Origin of the sequence: Streptomyces netropsis (assembly GCF_014203545.1) — a bacterium.
Taxonomy (GTDB): Bacteria; Actinomycetota; Actinomycetes; order Streptomycetales; family Streptomycetaceae; genus Streptomyces; species Streptomyces netropsis.
On sequence record NZ_JACHJG010000016.1, the window covers coordinates 130,602 to 144,694 of the forward strand.

9 protein-coding genes are annotated in these 14,093 nt (G+C 73.3%); 7 read left to right on the top strand and 2 right to left on the bottom strand.

Annotated elements, in window-relative coordinates; translation table 11 throughout:
• Window positions 1-37: 37 nt before the first annotated feature.
• A complete protein-coding gene (locus tag FHS38_RS30090; RefSeq protein WP_184738926.1) occupies window positions 38-871 on the bottom strand; it encodes a hypothetical protein in 834 nt (277 codons plus the stop codon).
• Window positions 872-1,402: 531 nt separating this feature from the next.
• On the opposite strand from FHS38_RS30090, the gene otr(A) reads away from it, so the two are divergent.
• Complete coding sequence (gene otr(A), locus FHS38_RS30095; RefSeq protein ID WP_184738928.1) at window positions 1,403-3,379, top strand: tetracycline resistance ribosomal protection protein Otr(A); 1,977 nt, start codon at window positions 1,403-1,405, stop codon at window positions 3,377-3,379.
• A 29-nt stretch (window positions 3,380-3,408) separates the two neighbouring features.
• Here otr(A) and FHS38_RS30100 read toward each other — a convergent pair whose 3' ends face one another.
• Window positions 3,409-5,112, bottom strand: coding sequence for a PucR family transcriptional regulator (locus tag FHS38_RS30100; protein ID WP_184738930.1), 1,704 nt, complete (start codon window positions 5,110-5,112; stop codon window positions 3,409-3,411).
• Between the two features lie 242 nt (window positions 5,113-5,354).
• On the opposite strand from FHS38_RS30100, the gene FHS38_RS30105 reads away from it, so the two are divergent.
• The 6 genes from FHS38_RS30105 to FHS38_RS30130 all read left to right on the top strand — a co-directional run bounded on the left by FHS38_RS30105 (window position 5,355) and on the right by FHS38_RS30130 (window position 14,083).
• Window positions 5,355-6,242, top strand: coding sequence for an FAD binding domain-containing protein (locus tag FHS38_RS30105; protein WP_184738932.1), 888 nt, complete (start codon window positions 5,355-5,357; stop codon window positions 6,240-6,242).
• Window positions 6,233-6,814 (top strand): (2Fe-2S)-binding protein, encoded by a 582-nt coding sequence (locus tag FHS38_RS30110; protein WP_184738934.1) that lies wholly within the window; start codon window positions 6,233-6,235, stop codon window positions 6,812-6,814. The genes FHS38_RS30105 and FHS38_RS30110 overlap by 10 nt, the downstream gene beginning before the upstream one ends.
• A 2-nt stretch (window positions 6,815-6,816) precedes the next feature.
• Window positions 6,817-9,204 carry a xanthine dehydrogenase subunit D gene (pucD, locus tag FHS38_RS30115; protein ID WP_184738935.1) on the top strand — a complete coding sequence of 796 codons (2,388 nt, stop codon included), beginning with the start codon at window positions 6,817-6,819 and terminating at the stop codon, window positions 9,202-9,204.
• Between the two features lie 201 nt (window positions 9,205-9,405).
• A complete protein-coding gene (locus FHS38_RS30120; protein WP_184738937.1) occupies window positions 9,406-10,866 on the top strand; it encodes an NCS2 family permease in 1,461 nt (486 codons plus the stop codon).
• A gap of 33 nt (window positions 10,867-10,899) precedes the next feature.
• Entirely contained in the window at window positions 10,900-12,081 is a 1,182-nt protein-coding gene (locus tag FHS38_RS30125) for an XdhC family protein (protein WP_184738939.1), read from the top strand.
• Between the two features lie 184 nt (window positions 12,082-12,265).
• Entirely contained in the window at window positions 12,266-14,083 is a 1,818-nt protein-coding gene (locus tag FHS38_RS30130) for a trypsin-like serine peptidase (protein WP_184738941.1), read from the top strand.
• Window positions 14,084-14,093 lie beyond the last annotated feature (10 nt).

Sequence of the window (14,093 nt, forward strand, 5' to 3'; positions counted from 1 at the left end):
GCGCAGCGGAGGTGCACCCGCCACGGCGGCGAGAGGCCTAGACAGCCGGGTCCGGGCCGGCCTGGGGCGGTACGGTCGCGGCCCGCGCAGACGTGAGGCGGTCCGCCAGCCAGGCCGGGACGCCGCCGAGGAGGTGGACCAGCCGGGTGGCCTCCGCGCGCAGCCGGTCCGCCTCGCCCGCGTCGGGCACCACCGCGGCCAGGGAGGCCAACGCCGGGGCGATGCCGACCAGATAGCCCAACTCCTCCCGGATGCGCAGCGATTCCGCGAAGCCGTGCCGTGCCTCGGCGAGCTTGCCGTCGTGCTCGGCCATCGCCGCCACGTGCCGCCAGGTGAAGGAGAGCAGCAGCCGGTGGCCGTGCGCCGTCGCCCCCGCGTGTGCGCGCTGGAAGGCGGCCGTGGCGCCCGAGGGGTTGTCGGACAGGTGCTGGGCGATGAGCCCCCGCCGGAAGTCCAACTGCGGCCGGGTCGGCGAGCCGGGTCCGAGCAGCGCGGCCGCCCGCCCCAGCGCGGCGCGTGCCTCGTCGGCCCGGTCACGTACCCCCAAAAGGGTGGACGCGTACGCGAGATGACCCCGTTCGCAGGCCGCCGCCCCGCGTTCCTCGTCGTCCATGGCCAGAGCTTCCGCCGACCGCAGTGCGTCCTCGGCGTCCCCCCAACCCTTCGCCGTGAACATGCACCGTTCGATCAGCACCGCCGTGCGCCGCAGCGCCACCCCCGCCTCCGCCGCGGCGCGCGGCGAGAGGAGCGCGGCGGCGTCCTCCCAGCAGGCGCGCGACCGCAGCCGCCACACGGCTCGTTCGAGTGGATCGTCCCCTTGTGGATCCGGTCCTTGTGGTCCCCATGGCTCCGACAACCCAGAATTCCGCATGGCGGTATCCGCCACAGTGCCCTCCCCAAGCGCGCCGTCGAGCTGGAAGCCGTGCCCGCATCTCAGCACGGGGACCCGGGCGCGGCCAAGGGTCAGGTGTGAACCGATTCACAAACCCGTGGACGGTCCACGGCCGTCCTGCGCGCTCGCGCGGCGGCCGAAGTCCGTTGCGTCCGAAGAGGGTTGTCGAACCCTCGTGTCCCGCGACTCCCAGCGGTAGCGGCAGGTTACCGAAGAGATCGCAGGCCATAGCCCCGCCGCGGTCGCGGCGGCGGGGTGTTCGAACACCGGACGGGCCCGCCCGTCGGCGGGCGTTCGGGCGGGTGCCGGCGCCGCGTGCGGGTTCCGGCCGGGCCGCGCGGAAAATGCCTCGATTCCGGTGGCGTGACCCTGGCAGGATGACGGCTCGCCGCCGCACACGATGCCGACGGCGTCCCACCGCACACGACACAGGAGTCACGTACATGCGCCGAAGCCTCGGAAACCCCCAGCGCCCTGACCGGACGACTGTTCCCGAGGACTTCTTCGCCCATGCGTACTCCGCAGCACCGCACGCTCAACATCGGCATCCTGGCGCACGTCGACGCCGGTAAGACCAGTCTCACCGAGCGCCTACTGTTCGACACCGGCGCCATCGACCGGCTCGGCAGTGTCGACGCCGGCAGCACCCGGACCGACACCGGCGAGCTCGAACGCCGCCGCGGCATCACCATCCGCACCGCCGTCGCCCCCTTGACCCTCGGCGATCTGCGGGTCAACCTCATCGACACCCCCGGCCACAGCGACTTCATCGCCGAGGTGGAGCGCGCCCTCGGTGTGCTCGACGGCGCGGTGCTCGTGCTGTCCGCCGTGGAGGGCGTGCAGGCACAGACGCGCGTGCTGATGAAGACCCTGCGGCGGCTGCGGCTGCCGACGCTGGTGTTCGTCAACAAGACCGACCGCGCGGGCGCCCGCGAAGCGGGACTGCTGGCCGACGTCCGTCACCGGCTCACCCCGCACATCGTGCCGATGGGCACGGTCCGCGACCTCGGCACCCCCGCCGCCCGTACGGTCCCGGGCTCGCTCGCCGACCCGGACTTCCGCGACCTGGTGGCGGAAGCCCTGGCCGAAGGTGACGACGCGCTCCTCGCGGACCTCGTCGCCGGGCACGTCCCCACCGCCCGGGAGCTGGCGACCCGGCTGGCCGACCGCACCGGCCGCGGCCTGGCGTACCCGGTCTTCTTCGGCTCGGCGCTGTCCGGGCAGGGCGTGGACGCGCTGCTCGACGGCATCGCGTCCCTGCTGCCGCCCGCGCCCGCGACTGACCGGAACGCCGGATCGACCGGCACGGTGTTCGCCGTCGAGCGCGGCACCTGCGGGGAGAAGACGGCGTATCTGCGGCTGTTCGCGGGCGAGCTGTCCGAGCGGGAGCGGATCACCCTGCGCCGGCCCGAGGCGGACGGGACGCCGGGGGAACACACCGGCCGGATCACCGGACTGAAGGTCGTCGGAGCCCCGGCCGCGGAGCCGCTCACCGCGGGCGGCATCGCGCGGATCCGGGGTCTGCCGCGGGTCCGCGTCGGGGACCGGCTCGGTCCCGAGCCCCACGGGGACACCGAGCCGCACTTCGCGCCGCCGAGCCTGGAGACCGTCGTCCGGCCCGTCCGCCCGGACGACGCGGCCCGGCTGCACTCCGCGCTGACCGCCCTCGCCGACCAGGACCCGCTGATCGGCACCCGCGCCCTGCCGGGCGGCGGCACGTCGGTGCTGCTCTACGGCGAGGTGCAGAAGGAGATCGTCGCGGCGACGCTGAGCACGGAGTTCGGCGTCGACGCCCTGTTCGAGCCGAGCCGCGCGGTGTACCGGGAGCGGCCGACGGGGACCGGAGAGGCGTACGAGGAGATCGACCGGCACGGCGGCCATGTCTTCTGGGCCACGGTCGGGCTGCGCGTCGCGCCGGGCGCGCCGGGCTCGGGCACGGTGTTCCGCCGCGACACCGAACTCGGCGCCCTCCCGCTCGCCTTCGACCGTGCCGTCGAGGAGACGGTCACCCGCACCCTCGCACAGGGCCTGCACGGCTGGCAGGTCACCGACTGCGTCGTCACCCTGACCCGATCCGGCTTCGTCGGCCCCATGAGCACCGCCGCCGACTTCCGCTCCCTGACCCCGCTGGTCCTGATGCGCGCGCTCGCCGCGGCGGGCACCCGCGTCTACGAACCGTGCCTGGACTACGAACTGGAGCTGCCGCTCGACACCTTGAGCGCGGCGACGGCCGCGCTGGCCGCGCTCGGGGCGGAGATCCGCGACACGTCGGGCGGCACGGACTCCTGGCTGGTGACGGGCGTCATCTCGGCCGCCCGCGCGGCCGATTTCGAGCGTCGCCTGCCGGCCCTCGCCCGGGGCGAGGCCACCTGGTGGGCGACCCCCGCCGCCGACCGCCCCCACCCGGGTGAACCACCGGCCCGCGCCCGCACCGGTGCCGACCCCCTCAACCGGGCCGAGTACCTGCGGCACCTCGGCCGGGTGTGACGGCCGGGCCGGAGCCGTGCCGAGGTGCGTCAGCTCATCCGCAGGGCCAGGAAGAAGTCCAGCTTGTCCTCCAGGCGCGACAGATCGCGGCCCGTCAGTTGCTCGATCCGGCCCACCCGGTAGCGCAGGGTGTTCACATGCAGGTGCAGGCGCGTCGCACAGCGGGTCCAGGAGCCGTCGCAGTCGAGGAACGCCTCCAGCGTCGGGATCAGCTCGGCGCGGTGGCGGCGGTCGTAGTCGCGCAGCGGGTCCAGCAGACGGGCGGTGAAGGCGCGGCGGACGTCGTCGGGGACGAAGGGGAGGAGCAGGACGTGGGAGGCCAGCTCCTGGTGGCCCGCGGCGCAGACGCGGCCGGGGCGGGCCGCCGCCACGCGGCGGGCGTGGCGGGCCTCCTCCAGGGCGCCGCGCAGCCCCTCCGCCGAGTGCACGGCCGCGCTGACGCCCAGCGTCAGACGACCGTCGTCGGCGAGGCCCCGGGAGAGGGGCTCGCGGACGGCGGCGAGGAGCGCGTCGGCGTGCAGACCGGTGACGGCGGCGGCGTCCTCCGCGTCGGCGGGGCCGGCGGACACGGAAGGCACCGAGGGGGCCGGGGGCACCGAGGGGAGGGGCACCAGCGCGACCGCCTCATCACCCGTGTGGGCGACAGCGATGCGGTCGGAGGGGTCGGGGCCGATCGCGCCGGGGTCGACCAGCACCTCCTCCAGCAGGGCCTGGGCGACCGGACCGCCGGGGATGTCGCCGCCCTCCCACTCGACCCGGGCCACGACGATCTGCCAGTGCGGGGCCGTGCCCAGCCCGGGCAGCAGCACCGGCGCGGCCACCCGCAGCCGGGCCGCGATCTCGGCCGGGGCGGCACCCGTCTGGACCAGCTCGAGCACTTCCTGCGCGAGCCGGCGCCGTACCGTACGGGCGGCTTCCCGCCGGTCGCGCTCGACGGCGATCAGCTGGGTGACGCCGTGCAGCAGGTCCAGCCGCTCCTCCGGCCAGTCACCGGCGTCCGCCTCGACGGCCAGCAGCCAGTCGGACAGGACCGTCTCGCGCAGATCGCGGCCGCTGCTGCGAATGGGGAACAGCGAGTACGTGGCACCGGCGGTGGTGATGCGGTGCGGGCCGCGCCGGCCGGTGCGCGAGGCGGCCAGGTGCTCGCCCGCGAGGGTGGCGCTGACCGCGGCGGGCAGTGCGGGCCCGGCCCCCGCCAGCGAGGAGCCCGCGATGGGGCGGCCGCTGGGGGAGAGCACCCAGGCCCGCAGGTCCAGGTCGGAGCCGAGCAGATCGAGGACCACCTCGGGGCCGCCGCCCGCAGGGCCCGCGGTCATCAGCCGGCGGTGCCGGTCCACGACCGCCGCCAGGTCGCCGGCCCGTTCGCCGGAGACCTGCCGCACGACGTGCTCGGTGATGGACGCGAAGGACACGTCCTCGTCGACGGAGAACAGCGGCATCCGGTGCCGCGCACAGGCCAGCACCAGGTCGTCGGGGGTGGAGGCCATCTCCGCCTCGCCCGCCGCGAGCCCCGCCACCCCGGCCGCCGCCAGGATCCGGACGAACCGCTCGGAGTCCTCCGGCTCGCGCCGCCAGGCGAGCCCGGTGAGCACCAGCTCACCGCCGGACAGATACCGGCTCGGGTCCCGCAGGTCGGTGGTCATCACGCCGCGCACGGTGCGGTCCAGCTCGTCCTCGCCGCCGAGCAGCCGAAGGCCCAGCGCATCCGTCTCCAGCAGTGCGCGCAGCCGCATCGTGGTCGCCGCCGATCTGTCTTGTTTGTCACCAGTGGAATGCCGTGAGGTTTCCGAACCCCGTCTTTCGTTCGAATCTACAAGACATGGGCCACGGCCAGCCAACCGCTTCATGGTTTCCGTGACTGCACCCGGGCGCCCGCACCTCTGTGTACTGGGCCCACTCCGCGTGAACAGGACATGAACCGCCCCGCAGAAGCACCCCCCTCGCAGCGCCCTCGAGACTCGAGAAGAGAACATCCATGGACTTCCTGCGCCCTGCCAGCTGGGAGGAGGCTCTCGCCGCGAAGGCGGAGCACCCCACGGCTGTGCCCATCGCGGGTGGTACGGACGTGATGGTCGAGATCAACTTCGACCACCGCCGGCCGGAGTACCTGCTGGATCTCAACCGCATCGGCGAACTCTACGAATGGGAGGTCGGCGAGCGCGACGTCCGCCTCGGCGCCGCCGTGCCCTACACCCGGATCATGGACCACCTGCGCGCGGAGCTGCCCGGCCTCGCGCTCGCCTCGCACACCGTCGGCTCCCCGCAGATCCGCAACCGCGGCAGCGTCGGCGGCAACCTCGGCGCCGCCTCCCCGGCGGGCGACGCGCACCCCGCGCTGCTGGCGGCGGGCGCCGACGTCGAGGCGGTGTCCGTGCGCGGCACCCGGCTGATCCCGGTCGAGGAGTTCTACACCGGGGTCAAGCGCAACGCCCTGGAGCCCGACGAACTGATCCGGGCCGTGCGCATCCGCAAGGCCGACGGGCCGCAGGCGTTCTCCAAGGTCGGCACCCGCAACGCCATGGTCATCGCCGTCTGTGCCTTCGGCCTCGCCCTGCACCCCGGGACCCGCACGGTCAGGACCGGCATCGGCTCCGCCGCGCCCACGCCCGTCCGGGCCCGGGCGGCGGAGGACTTCCTTCAGGCGGCGCTCGCCGAGGGCGGCTTCTGGGACTCCGGGCGGATCATCACCCCCTCGGTCGCCCGGCAGTTCGCCGAACTCGCCGCCGGCGCCTGCAACCCGATCGACGACGTGCGCGGCAGCGCCGAGTACCGCAGGCACGCGGTGGCCGTCATGGCCCGCCGCACCCTCGGCTGGACCTGGGACGCGTACCGTGGAAACGAGAGGAGCGCATCATGCGCGTGAATTTCACGGTCAACGGCCGACCGCAGGAGGCCGACGACGTCTGGGAGGGCGAGAGCCTCCTGTACGTCCTGCGCGAGCGGCTGGGTCTGCCGGGCTCCAAGAACGCCTGCGAGCAGGGCGAGTGCGGGTCCTGCACGGTCCGTCTCGACGGCGTCCCGGTCTGTGCGTGTCTGGTGGCGGCCGGCCAGGTGGAGGGCCGCGCCGTCGACACCGTCGAAGGGCTCGCCGACTATGCCGGGCGCCGCTCGGCAGGGGGCCGGGCGGGTACCGCCCGGGGGACGGACATCGACGAGGCCCGGCGCTGGCAGGCCCGGCCGCCGGGCGCGCGCACCGCCGAACTCTCGCCCGTACAGCAGGCTTTCATCGACGCGGGCGCGGTCCAGTGCGGCTTCTGCACCCCGGGTCTCCTCGTCGCCGCCGACGAACTGCTGGAACGCAACGCCGAGCCCTCCGACGCGGACATCCGCGAGGCGCTCTCGGGCAATCTGTGCCGCTGCACCGGCTACGAGAAGATCCTCGACGCGGTGCGCCTCGCGGCGGCCCGCGCGGACCGTGCCGAAGAGGCGGTCTGAGGATGTCCGTCACGCGCACCCCCACCAGCCTGACCCAGGGCAGCCGCACCAAGGGCGGCATCGGCGAGTCCACCCTCCGACCCGACGGCACCCTCAAGGTGACCGGCGAGTTCGCCTACGCCTCCGACCTGTGGCACGAGGACATGCTCTGGGGCTTCACCCTCCGCAGCCCGTACGCCCACGCGCGGATCGTCTCCGTCGACATCGCCGAAGCGCTGGCCACCGCCGGTGTCGAGACCGTCATGACCTACGCCGACCTGCCCGCCGAGACCCGCTACGGACTGGAGATCAAGGACACCCCCGTCCTCGCCGACGGCGTCGTCCGCTGTCACGGCGAGCCCGTCGCCCTCGTCGCCGCGGACCACCCCGAGACCGCCCGCCGCGCCGCCGCCAAGATCAAGGTCGAGTACGCCGAACTGCCCGTCGTCGTCGACGAGGAGAGCGCCACCGGGCCCGGAGCCCCGCTGCTCCACCCCGGCCGTAGCGACCACCACGCCGGTCACGTCCCGCACCCCAACATCGTCCACCGGCAGCCCATCGTCCGCGGCGACGTCGCCGCCGCGAAGGCCCGGGCCGACGTCGTCGTCTCCGGCGACTACGAGGTGGGCATGCAGGACCAGGCGTTCCTGGGCCCCGAGTCCGGGCTCGCCGTGCCCGCCGAGGACGGCGGCGTCGACCTCTACATCGCCACCCAGTGGCTGCACGCCGACCTCGGCCAACTCGCTCCGGTCCTCGGCCTGCCCGAGGACAAGGTGCGGATGACGCTGTCCGGCGTCGGCGGTGCCTTCGGCGGCCGCGAGGACCTCTCCATGCAGGCCCACGCGTGCCTGCTCGCCCTGCGCACCGGCAAACCCGTCAAGATCGTCTACAACCGCTTCGAGTCCTTCTTCGGCCACGTCCACCGCCACCCCGCCAAGCTCCACTACGAGCACGGGGCGACCAAGGACGGCAAGCTCCTCTACATGACCTGCCGCATCGTGCTGGACGGCGGCGCGTACGCCTCCTCCTCCCCGGCCGTCGTCGGCAACGCCGCCTCGCTCTCCGTCGGCCCGTACGTCGTGGACAACGTCGACATCGAGGCCATAGCGCTCTACACCAACAACCCGCCCTGCGGCGCGATGCGCGGCTTCGGGGCGGTCCAGGCGTGCTTCGCCTACGAGGCGCAGATGGACAAGCTCGCCGCCGAACTGGGCATGGACCCGGTCGAGTTCCGCCGCCGCAACGCCATGGCGCAAGGGGCGGTCATGCCCACCGGCCAGGTCGTCGACTCCCCGGCCCCGGTCGCCGAACTGCTGCGCCGGGTCAAGGCGATGCCGTTGCCGCCCGAGCGGCAGTGGCTCAGCGCGGGCAGTCCGGGCGGCTCCGTCGACGTACGGGCGCTGCCCGGCGGGCTGTCCAACACCACGCATGGCGAGGGCGTCGTCCGGGGAGTCGGCTATGCCGTCGGCATCAAGAACGTCGGCTTCTCCGAGGGCTTCGACGACTACTCCACCGCCCGGGTCCGCCTGGAGGTCGTCGCCGGACAGCCCGTCGCGGTCGTGCACACCGCGATGGCCGAGGTCGGCCAGGGCGGTGTCACCGTGCACGCCCAGATCGCCCGTACCGAGCTGGGTGTCAGCCAGGTGAGCATCCAGCCGGCCGACACCCGCGTCGGCTCGGCGGGCTCCACCTCCGCCTCCCGCCAGACGTACGTCACCGGCGGCGCGGTCAAGCACGCCTGCGAGGCGGTGCGGGCCCGCGCCCTGGAACTGGGCCGGGCCAAGTTCGGTACGTACCACCCGGCGTGGGCCCGTGCCGAACTCCTCCTGGAGGGCGGCAAGGTGGTCACCGACGGCGGCGAGGTCCTCGCCGATCTCGTCGACGTCCTCGGGGACGAGGCCGTCGACATCGAGCTCGAGTGGCGCCACCGCCCCACCCAGGCCTTCGACCTGGTCACCGGCCAGGGCTTCGGCCATGTGCAGTACTCGTTCGCCGCCCACCGCGCGGTCGTCGAGGTCGACACCGAGCTGGGCCTGGTCAAGGTCGTCGAGCTGGCCTGCGCCCAGGACGTCGGCAAGGCGCTCAACCCGCAGTCCGTCGTCGGCCAGATCCAGGGCGGCACCACCCAGGGCCTCGGCCTCGCGGTCATGGAGGAGATCGTCGTCTCGGAGGACGGGCGGGTGCGCAACCCCTCCTTCACCGACTATCTGATCCCCACCATCCTCGACACCCCGACCATCCCGGTCGACGTGCTCGAACTGGCCGACGACCACGCCCCCTACGGGCTGCGCGGCGTCGGCGAGGCTCCCACCCTGTCCTCGACCCCGGCCGTCGTCTCCGCGATCCGCGCGGCGACGGGGCTGGCGCTGAACCGGGTCCCGGTGCGTCCCGAACACCTCACCGGGACCTGACACCCGCCGTACGCGTCGCGCATCGGCGTGCGGCGCGTACGGCACCTCTCGACCAGCACCCCACCGCCTCGGCCCCGCGCCCCCCGGGGGCCGCCGCGGTGCCCCGTTCGTCTCGGGCCGTCCCCCGGGTCGTGCAGCCATGACACATCCCAAATCCCGCGCTCGCGTGGGTGCCCCTGTGAACCTTGGGAGTAGGCATTCATGACCCAGTCATCCCTGGAGTCGGTGACCACGGCGGACGACGCGGGCGCGGGCTCGCGGCCGTCCGCCGGACGGTCCTGGCTCGACCGGTACTTCCACATCAGCCATCGGGGGTCCACCGTCCCCCGCGAGATACGCGGCGGCATCACCACCTTCATGGCGATGTGTTACATCCTGCTGCTCAATCCGCTGATCCTCTCCGGCCCCGACGCCTCGAACCACACCCTCAGCCACGCGGGCCTCATCACCGCCACCGCCTTCGCCGCGGCCCTGTCGACCCTGCTCATGGGCTTCGTGGGCAAGGTGCCACTCGCGCTGGCCGCCGGGCTCGGGGTCTCCGGCGTGCTCTCCACCCAGGTCGCGCCCCACATGACCTGGCCGCAGGCGATGGGCATGTGCGTGATGTACGGGGCGGTGATCGTGCTCCTGGTCCTCACCGGCCTGCGCGAGCTGATCATGAACGCCATCCCGCTGGCGCTCAAGCACGCCATCACCATGGGCATCGGCATGTTCATCGCCCTGATCGGCCTGGTGAAGGCCGGCTTCGTGCACGCCTCCACGGGCGGCGGCCCGGTCACCCTGGGCCCGGCCGGAGAGCTCGCCGGCTGGCCCGTGCTGATCTTCTGTGTCACGCTCCTGATCGTCTTCATGCTCCAGGCCCGCGAGATGCCCGGCGCGATCCTCATCGGCATCGTCTCCGGCACGGTCCTCGCGGTCGTCGTCAACGCGGCCTTCGACCCCGGCCCCAAGGCCTGGCGGAGCGGTCCGCCCGAGCTGAAGGGCAGCGCGGTGTCCATGCCGGACTTCTCCCTCTTCGGGCAGGTGGAGTTCGGCGGCTGGGGTTCGGCGGGCGCCATGACCGTCACCATGGTCGTCTTCACCCTGGTGCTGGCCGGCTTCTTCGACGCGATGGCCACCATCATCGGTGTCGGCACCGAGGCGAAGCTCGCCGACGACCGGGGCCGGATGCCGGGCCTCAGCAAGGCACTGTTCGTCGACGGCGCGGGCGGCGCGATCGGCGGGGTCTCCGGGGCGTCGGGCCAGACCGTCTTCATCGAGTCGGCCACCGGGGTCGGCGAGGGCGCCCGGACCGGACTGTCGTCCGTGGTGACCGGCCTGTTCTTCGCCGCCTGCCTGTTCTTCACCCCGGTCACCCGCGTCGTTCCCGGTGAAGTCGCTGCCGCGGCTCTGGTGGTCATCGGGGCGATGATGATGAGCAACGCCAGACACATCGACTGGAACGACCGGGCGGTGGCGATCCCGGTCTTCCTCACCGTGGTGCTGATGCCCTTCACCTACTCCATCACCGCCGGGGTGGGGGCGGGCGTCATCGCCTACACCGCCATCAAGGCCGCCCAGGGCAAGTGGCGCGAGCCCGGTGCCTTCATGTGGGCACTGACCGTCGTCTTCGTCGGATACTTCGCCCTTCACCCCATCGAGCACTGGCTGGGCGTGAAATAACGCCCGTGGCCCGCACCCCGTAAGGAGACCGCCATGCTGGACATCGCCGAGGAGCTGCACCGGTGGTGCGAGCGCGGCCGCGACTTCGCCGTCGCCACCGTGGTCGCCACCCACGGCAGCGCCCCCCGGCCGCCCGGCGCCGCCCTCGCCGTCGACGCCGACGGCGAGGCGATCGGGTCGGTCTCCGGCGGGTGCGTGGAGGGCGCCGTCTACGAACTGTGCCAAGAGGCATTGGTGAGCGGTGAGAGCGTCCTCAGCAGCTTCGGCTATTCGGACGAGGACGCCTTCGCCGTGGGCCTGACCTGTGGCGGCGTCATCGACATCCTCGTCACCCCGGTCCGGCCGTCCGGCGCGGGTGCCGAGGAGGGGGGCGCCGGCGGGGACAGCACCGCCGCAACGCTCGACGCCGCGCTGGCCGCCGCCGCCCGCGGGGAGACGGCCGCCCTCGCGCGCGTCGTCGCCGGCCCGCCCGCGCTGATCGGCCGGGCGCTGCTCGTACGTCCCGACGGCACCCGCACCGGCACCCTCGGCGGCCACCGGGTCCTGGACCGTACCGCCGCCGAGGAAGCGGCCGCCCTGCTCGACGCGGGCCGCACCGGCACGGTGGAGATCGGCGCGGACGGTTCGCGCTGCGGGGAGCCGGTGGTCCTGCTGGTCGAGTCCAGCGTGCCGCCGCCCCGCATGATCGTCTTCGGGGCCATCGACTTCGCCGCCGCCCTGGCCCGGGTCGGGAAGTTCCTCGGGTATCACGTCACGGTCTGCGACGCCCGACCGGTCTTCGCCACCGCCGGGCGGTTCCCGGCGGCGGACGAGGTCGTCGTCGACTGGCCGCACCGCTACCTCGACGCGCAGGAGCTCGACTCCCGTACCGTCCTGTGCGTGCTGACGCACGACGCCAAGTTCGACGTACCGCTGCTGGAGCGGGCGCTCCGGCTCCCCGTCGCCTACGTCGGCGCGATGGGCTCGCGGCGCACTCACGAGGACCGGCTCGACCGGCTGCGCGCGGTGGGCGTGGGCGAGCGGGAGCTGGACCGGCTGCGCTCGCCGATCGGGCTCGACCTCGGGGCGCGCACCCCCGAGGAGACGGCCCTGTCCATCGGCGCCGAGATCGTCGCGAGCCGCCGCGGCGGCTCCGGCGTTCCCCTCACCGGCGCGCACACCCCCATCCACCACGAACCGCGGAGCGGGCCGGAGCGGCTGGGTTCGGTGGCCTGAGGGCCCCCGGTGGGCCTGAGGGCCCCCGGCGCACCGGAACTGACGGTGGATCATGCGTGGCCGGAATGCGCCCCCGGCCCGTTCCCGGCTCGGAATTAAGGGTTCCGGGACCGGCGGAGCAGGGTGTGTGGGACGTGTGAAAACATGCCCCACACCTTTCGTTCCTCTAGCCCAGAGAGTCACTTTGTCATCTTCCAGATGGTCCCGGACCCTCGCCGTGGCCCTGTGCATGGCCGCGTGCGGAACGACCGCCGTCGCAACCACCGCGACCGCGGCTCCGGCCCCTCGTGACACGAGCGTCGAGAACTACTGGACCGCCGAGCGCCTGGCCGCCGCCAAGCCCGTCGAGACCGGTCGCAAGGCGGCAGGGTCCGCCGGCAAGATCGCGGGCGCCCCCAGGTCCTCCGCCCCCGCCCTCGGCGCCCCCGCGCTGACGGCCGCCGCGGCCCCCTCCGGCACCCCTCAGGGCAAGTACGGCGACGGCATCCCCATGGTCGGCACGTTCTTCGCCGCCGGCGGCCCGAGCGGCAACACCTACTGCACCGCGAGCGTCGTACAGAGCGCGGGCCGCAACCTCGTCCTGACCGCCGGGCACTGCGCCAAGGGCCAGGTCAGCACCAAGAGCATCTTCATCCCGCAGTACCGCAAGGGGCAGGACGCCGCCCACCAGCCGTTCGGCGTCTTCCCGGTGGAGCGCGTCTTCACCGACCCGCGCTACAGCTCCAACAGCACCGGCGCCGACTCCGACCTGGACTTCGGCCTCATCCGCGTCGGCACCAACGCCAAGGGTGCCCGGGTGCAGGACCTCACCGGCTCCCTCCGGCTGACCCCCACGCCCCGCTGGAACAGCACGGTCACCGTCACCGGCTACCCCATCGCGAACAACCCCGACCAGCGGGCCATCAGCTGCACCGTGCCGACCAAGCGGCTGGCGGGCTACCGCCAGGTCGAGATGCGGTGCGGCGGCTACTACGGCGGCGTCTCCGGCAGCCCGTGGATCGCCAACTACGACGCCAAGTCCCGTACCGGCGATGTCATCGGCAACCTCGGTGGCTACTACGGCGGCGGCAACAAGGCGGGCGACCACTGGGTGAACTACTCCCCGGTCTACGACCGTCAGATCCAGGACCTGTACCAGGACGCGGTCGCCGACCGTACGCCCGTCCGTGACGGCGGCGCCTACCGGCCGCAGTCCACGGCCAACCGGCTGCCCGGTGCCGCCTCGACCTGGCGGCACGCCAAGCACATCGCCTCCGGCGACTACACCGGCGACGGGCGCGACGACCTGCTGACGCTGTGGAGCGACGGCGAGGTCAGCCTCTACCCCGGCGACGGCAAGGGCGGCTTCGGCTCCGAGAAGACGCTCGCCAAGGCGGGCAGCTTCTGGAGCCGCGCCGAGGCCGTCACCGGCGGCGATTTCACCGGTTCGAACCGTTCCGACCTGGTGGTGCGCTGGGACAACGGCAAGGTCAGCCTCTTCGCGGACGGCGACCCGGCGGGCTTCGGCAAGGAGTACACCCTCGCCGCGGCCGGCTCCTTCCCCTGGAAGTACGCCACCCAGATCACCGCGGGCAAGTTCAACTCCACGGACAAGGCCTCGGACCTGGTCGTCCGCTGGGCCGACGGCGGACTCAGCCTCTACTCGGGTGTGAGCTCCTCCGGTCTCGGCACCGAGCGCCGCCTCGCGGAGAAGGGCTCGTTCTGGAAGAACTCCATCGCCCTCGCGAGTGCCCAGCCCGCGGGCCAGGACCGCTCGAACCTGATGGTCCGCTGGGCCGACGGCTCGCTGGGCAGCTTCGCCTTCTCCGGCTCCGCGCTGTCGGGCACCCGCCTCCAGGCACCCAACGCCTCCTGGCAGCCCGCCGTCATGACCGCCGGTGACTTCACCGCCGGCGGCCGCCGGGACGACCTCGTCGTCCGCTGGTCCGACGGCGAGTCCTCGCTCTACGACAACACCACGGGCGCGGCCCTCGGCACCTGGAACCCGCTGATCACTCCCTGATCCCGGTCCT

Coding starts and splice junctions, on each gene's coding strand:
- FHS38_RS30090 (WP_184738926.1), bottom strand. CDS start 871: ATGCGGAATTCTGGGTTGTCGGAGCCATGGGGACCACAAGGACCGGAT.
- FHS38_RS30100 (WP_184738930.1), bottom strand. CDS start 5,112: ATGCGGCTGCGCGCACTGCTGGAGACGGATGCGCTGGGCCTTCGGCTG.
- FHS38_RS30105 (WP_184738932.1), top strand. CDS start 5,355: ATGGACTTCCTGCGCCCTGCCAGCTGGGAGGAGGCTCTCGCCGCGAAG.
- FHS38_RS30110 (WP_184738934.1), top strand. CDS start 6,233: ATGCGCGTGAATTTCACGGTCAACGGCCGACCGCAGGAGGCCGACGAC.
- pucD (WP_184738935.1), top strand. CDS start 6,817: ATGTCCGTCACGCGCACCCCCACCAGCCTGACCCAGGGCAGCCGCACC.
- FHS38_RS30120 (WP_184738937.1), top strand. CDS start 9,406: ATGACCCAGTCATCCCTGGAGTCGGTGACCACGGCGGACGACGCGGGC.
- FHS38_RS30125 (WP_184738939.1), top strand. CDS start 10,900: ATGCTGGACATCGCCGAGGAGCTGCACCGGTGGTGCGAGCGCGGCCGC.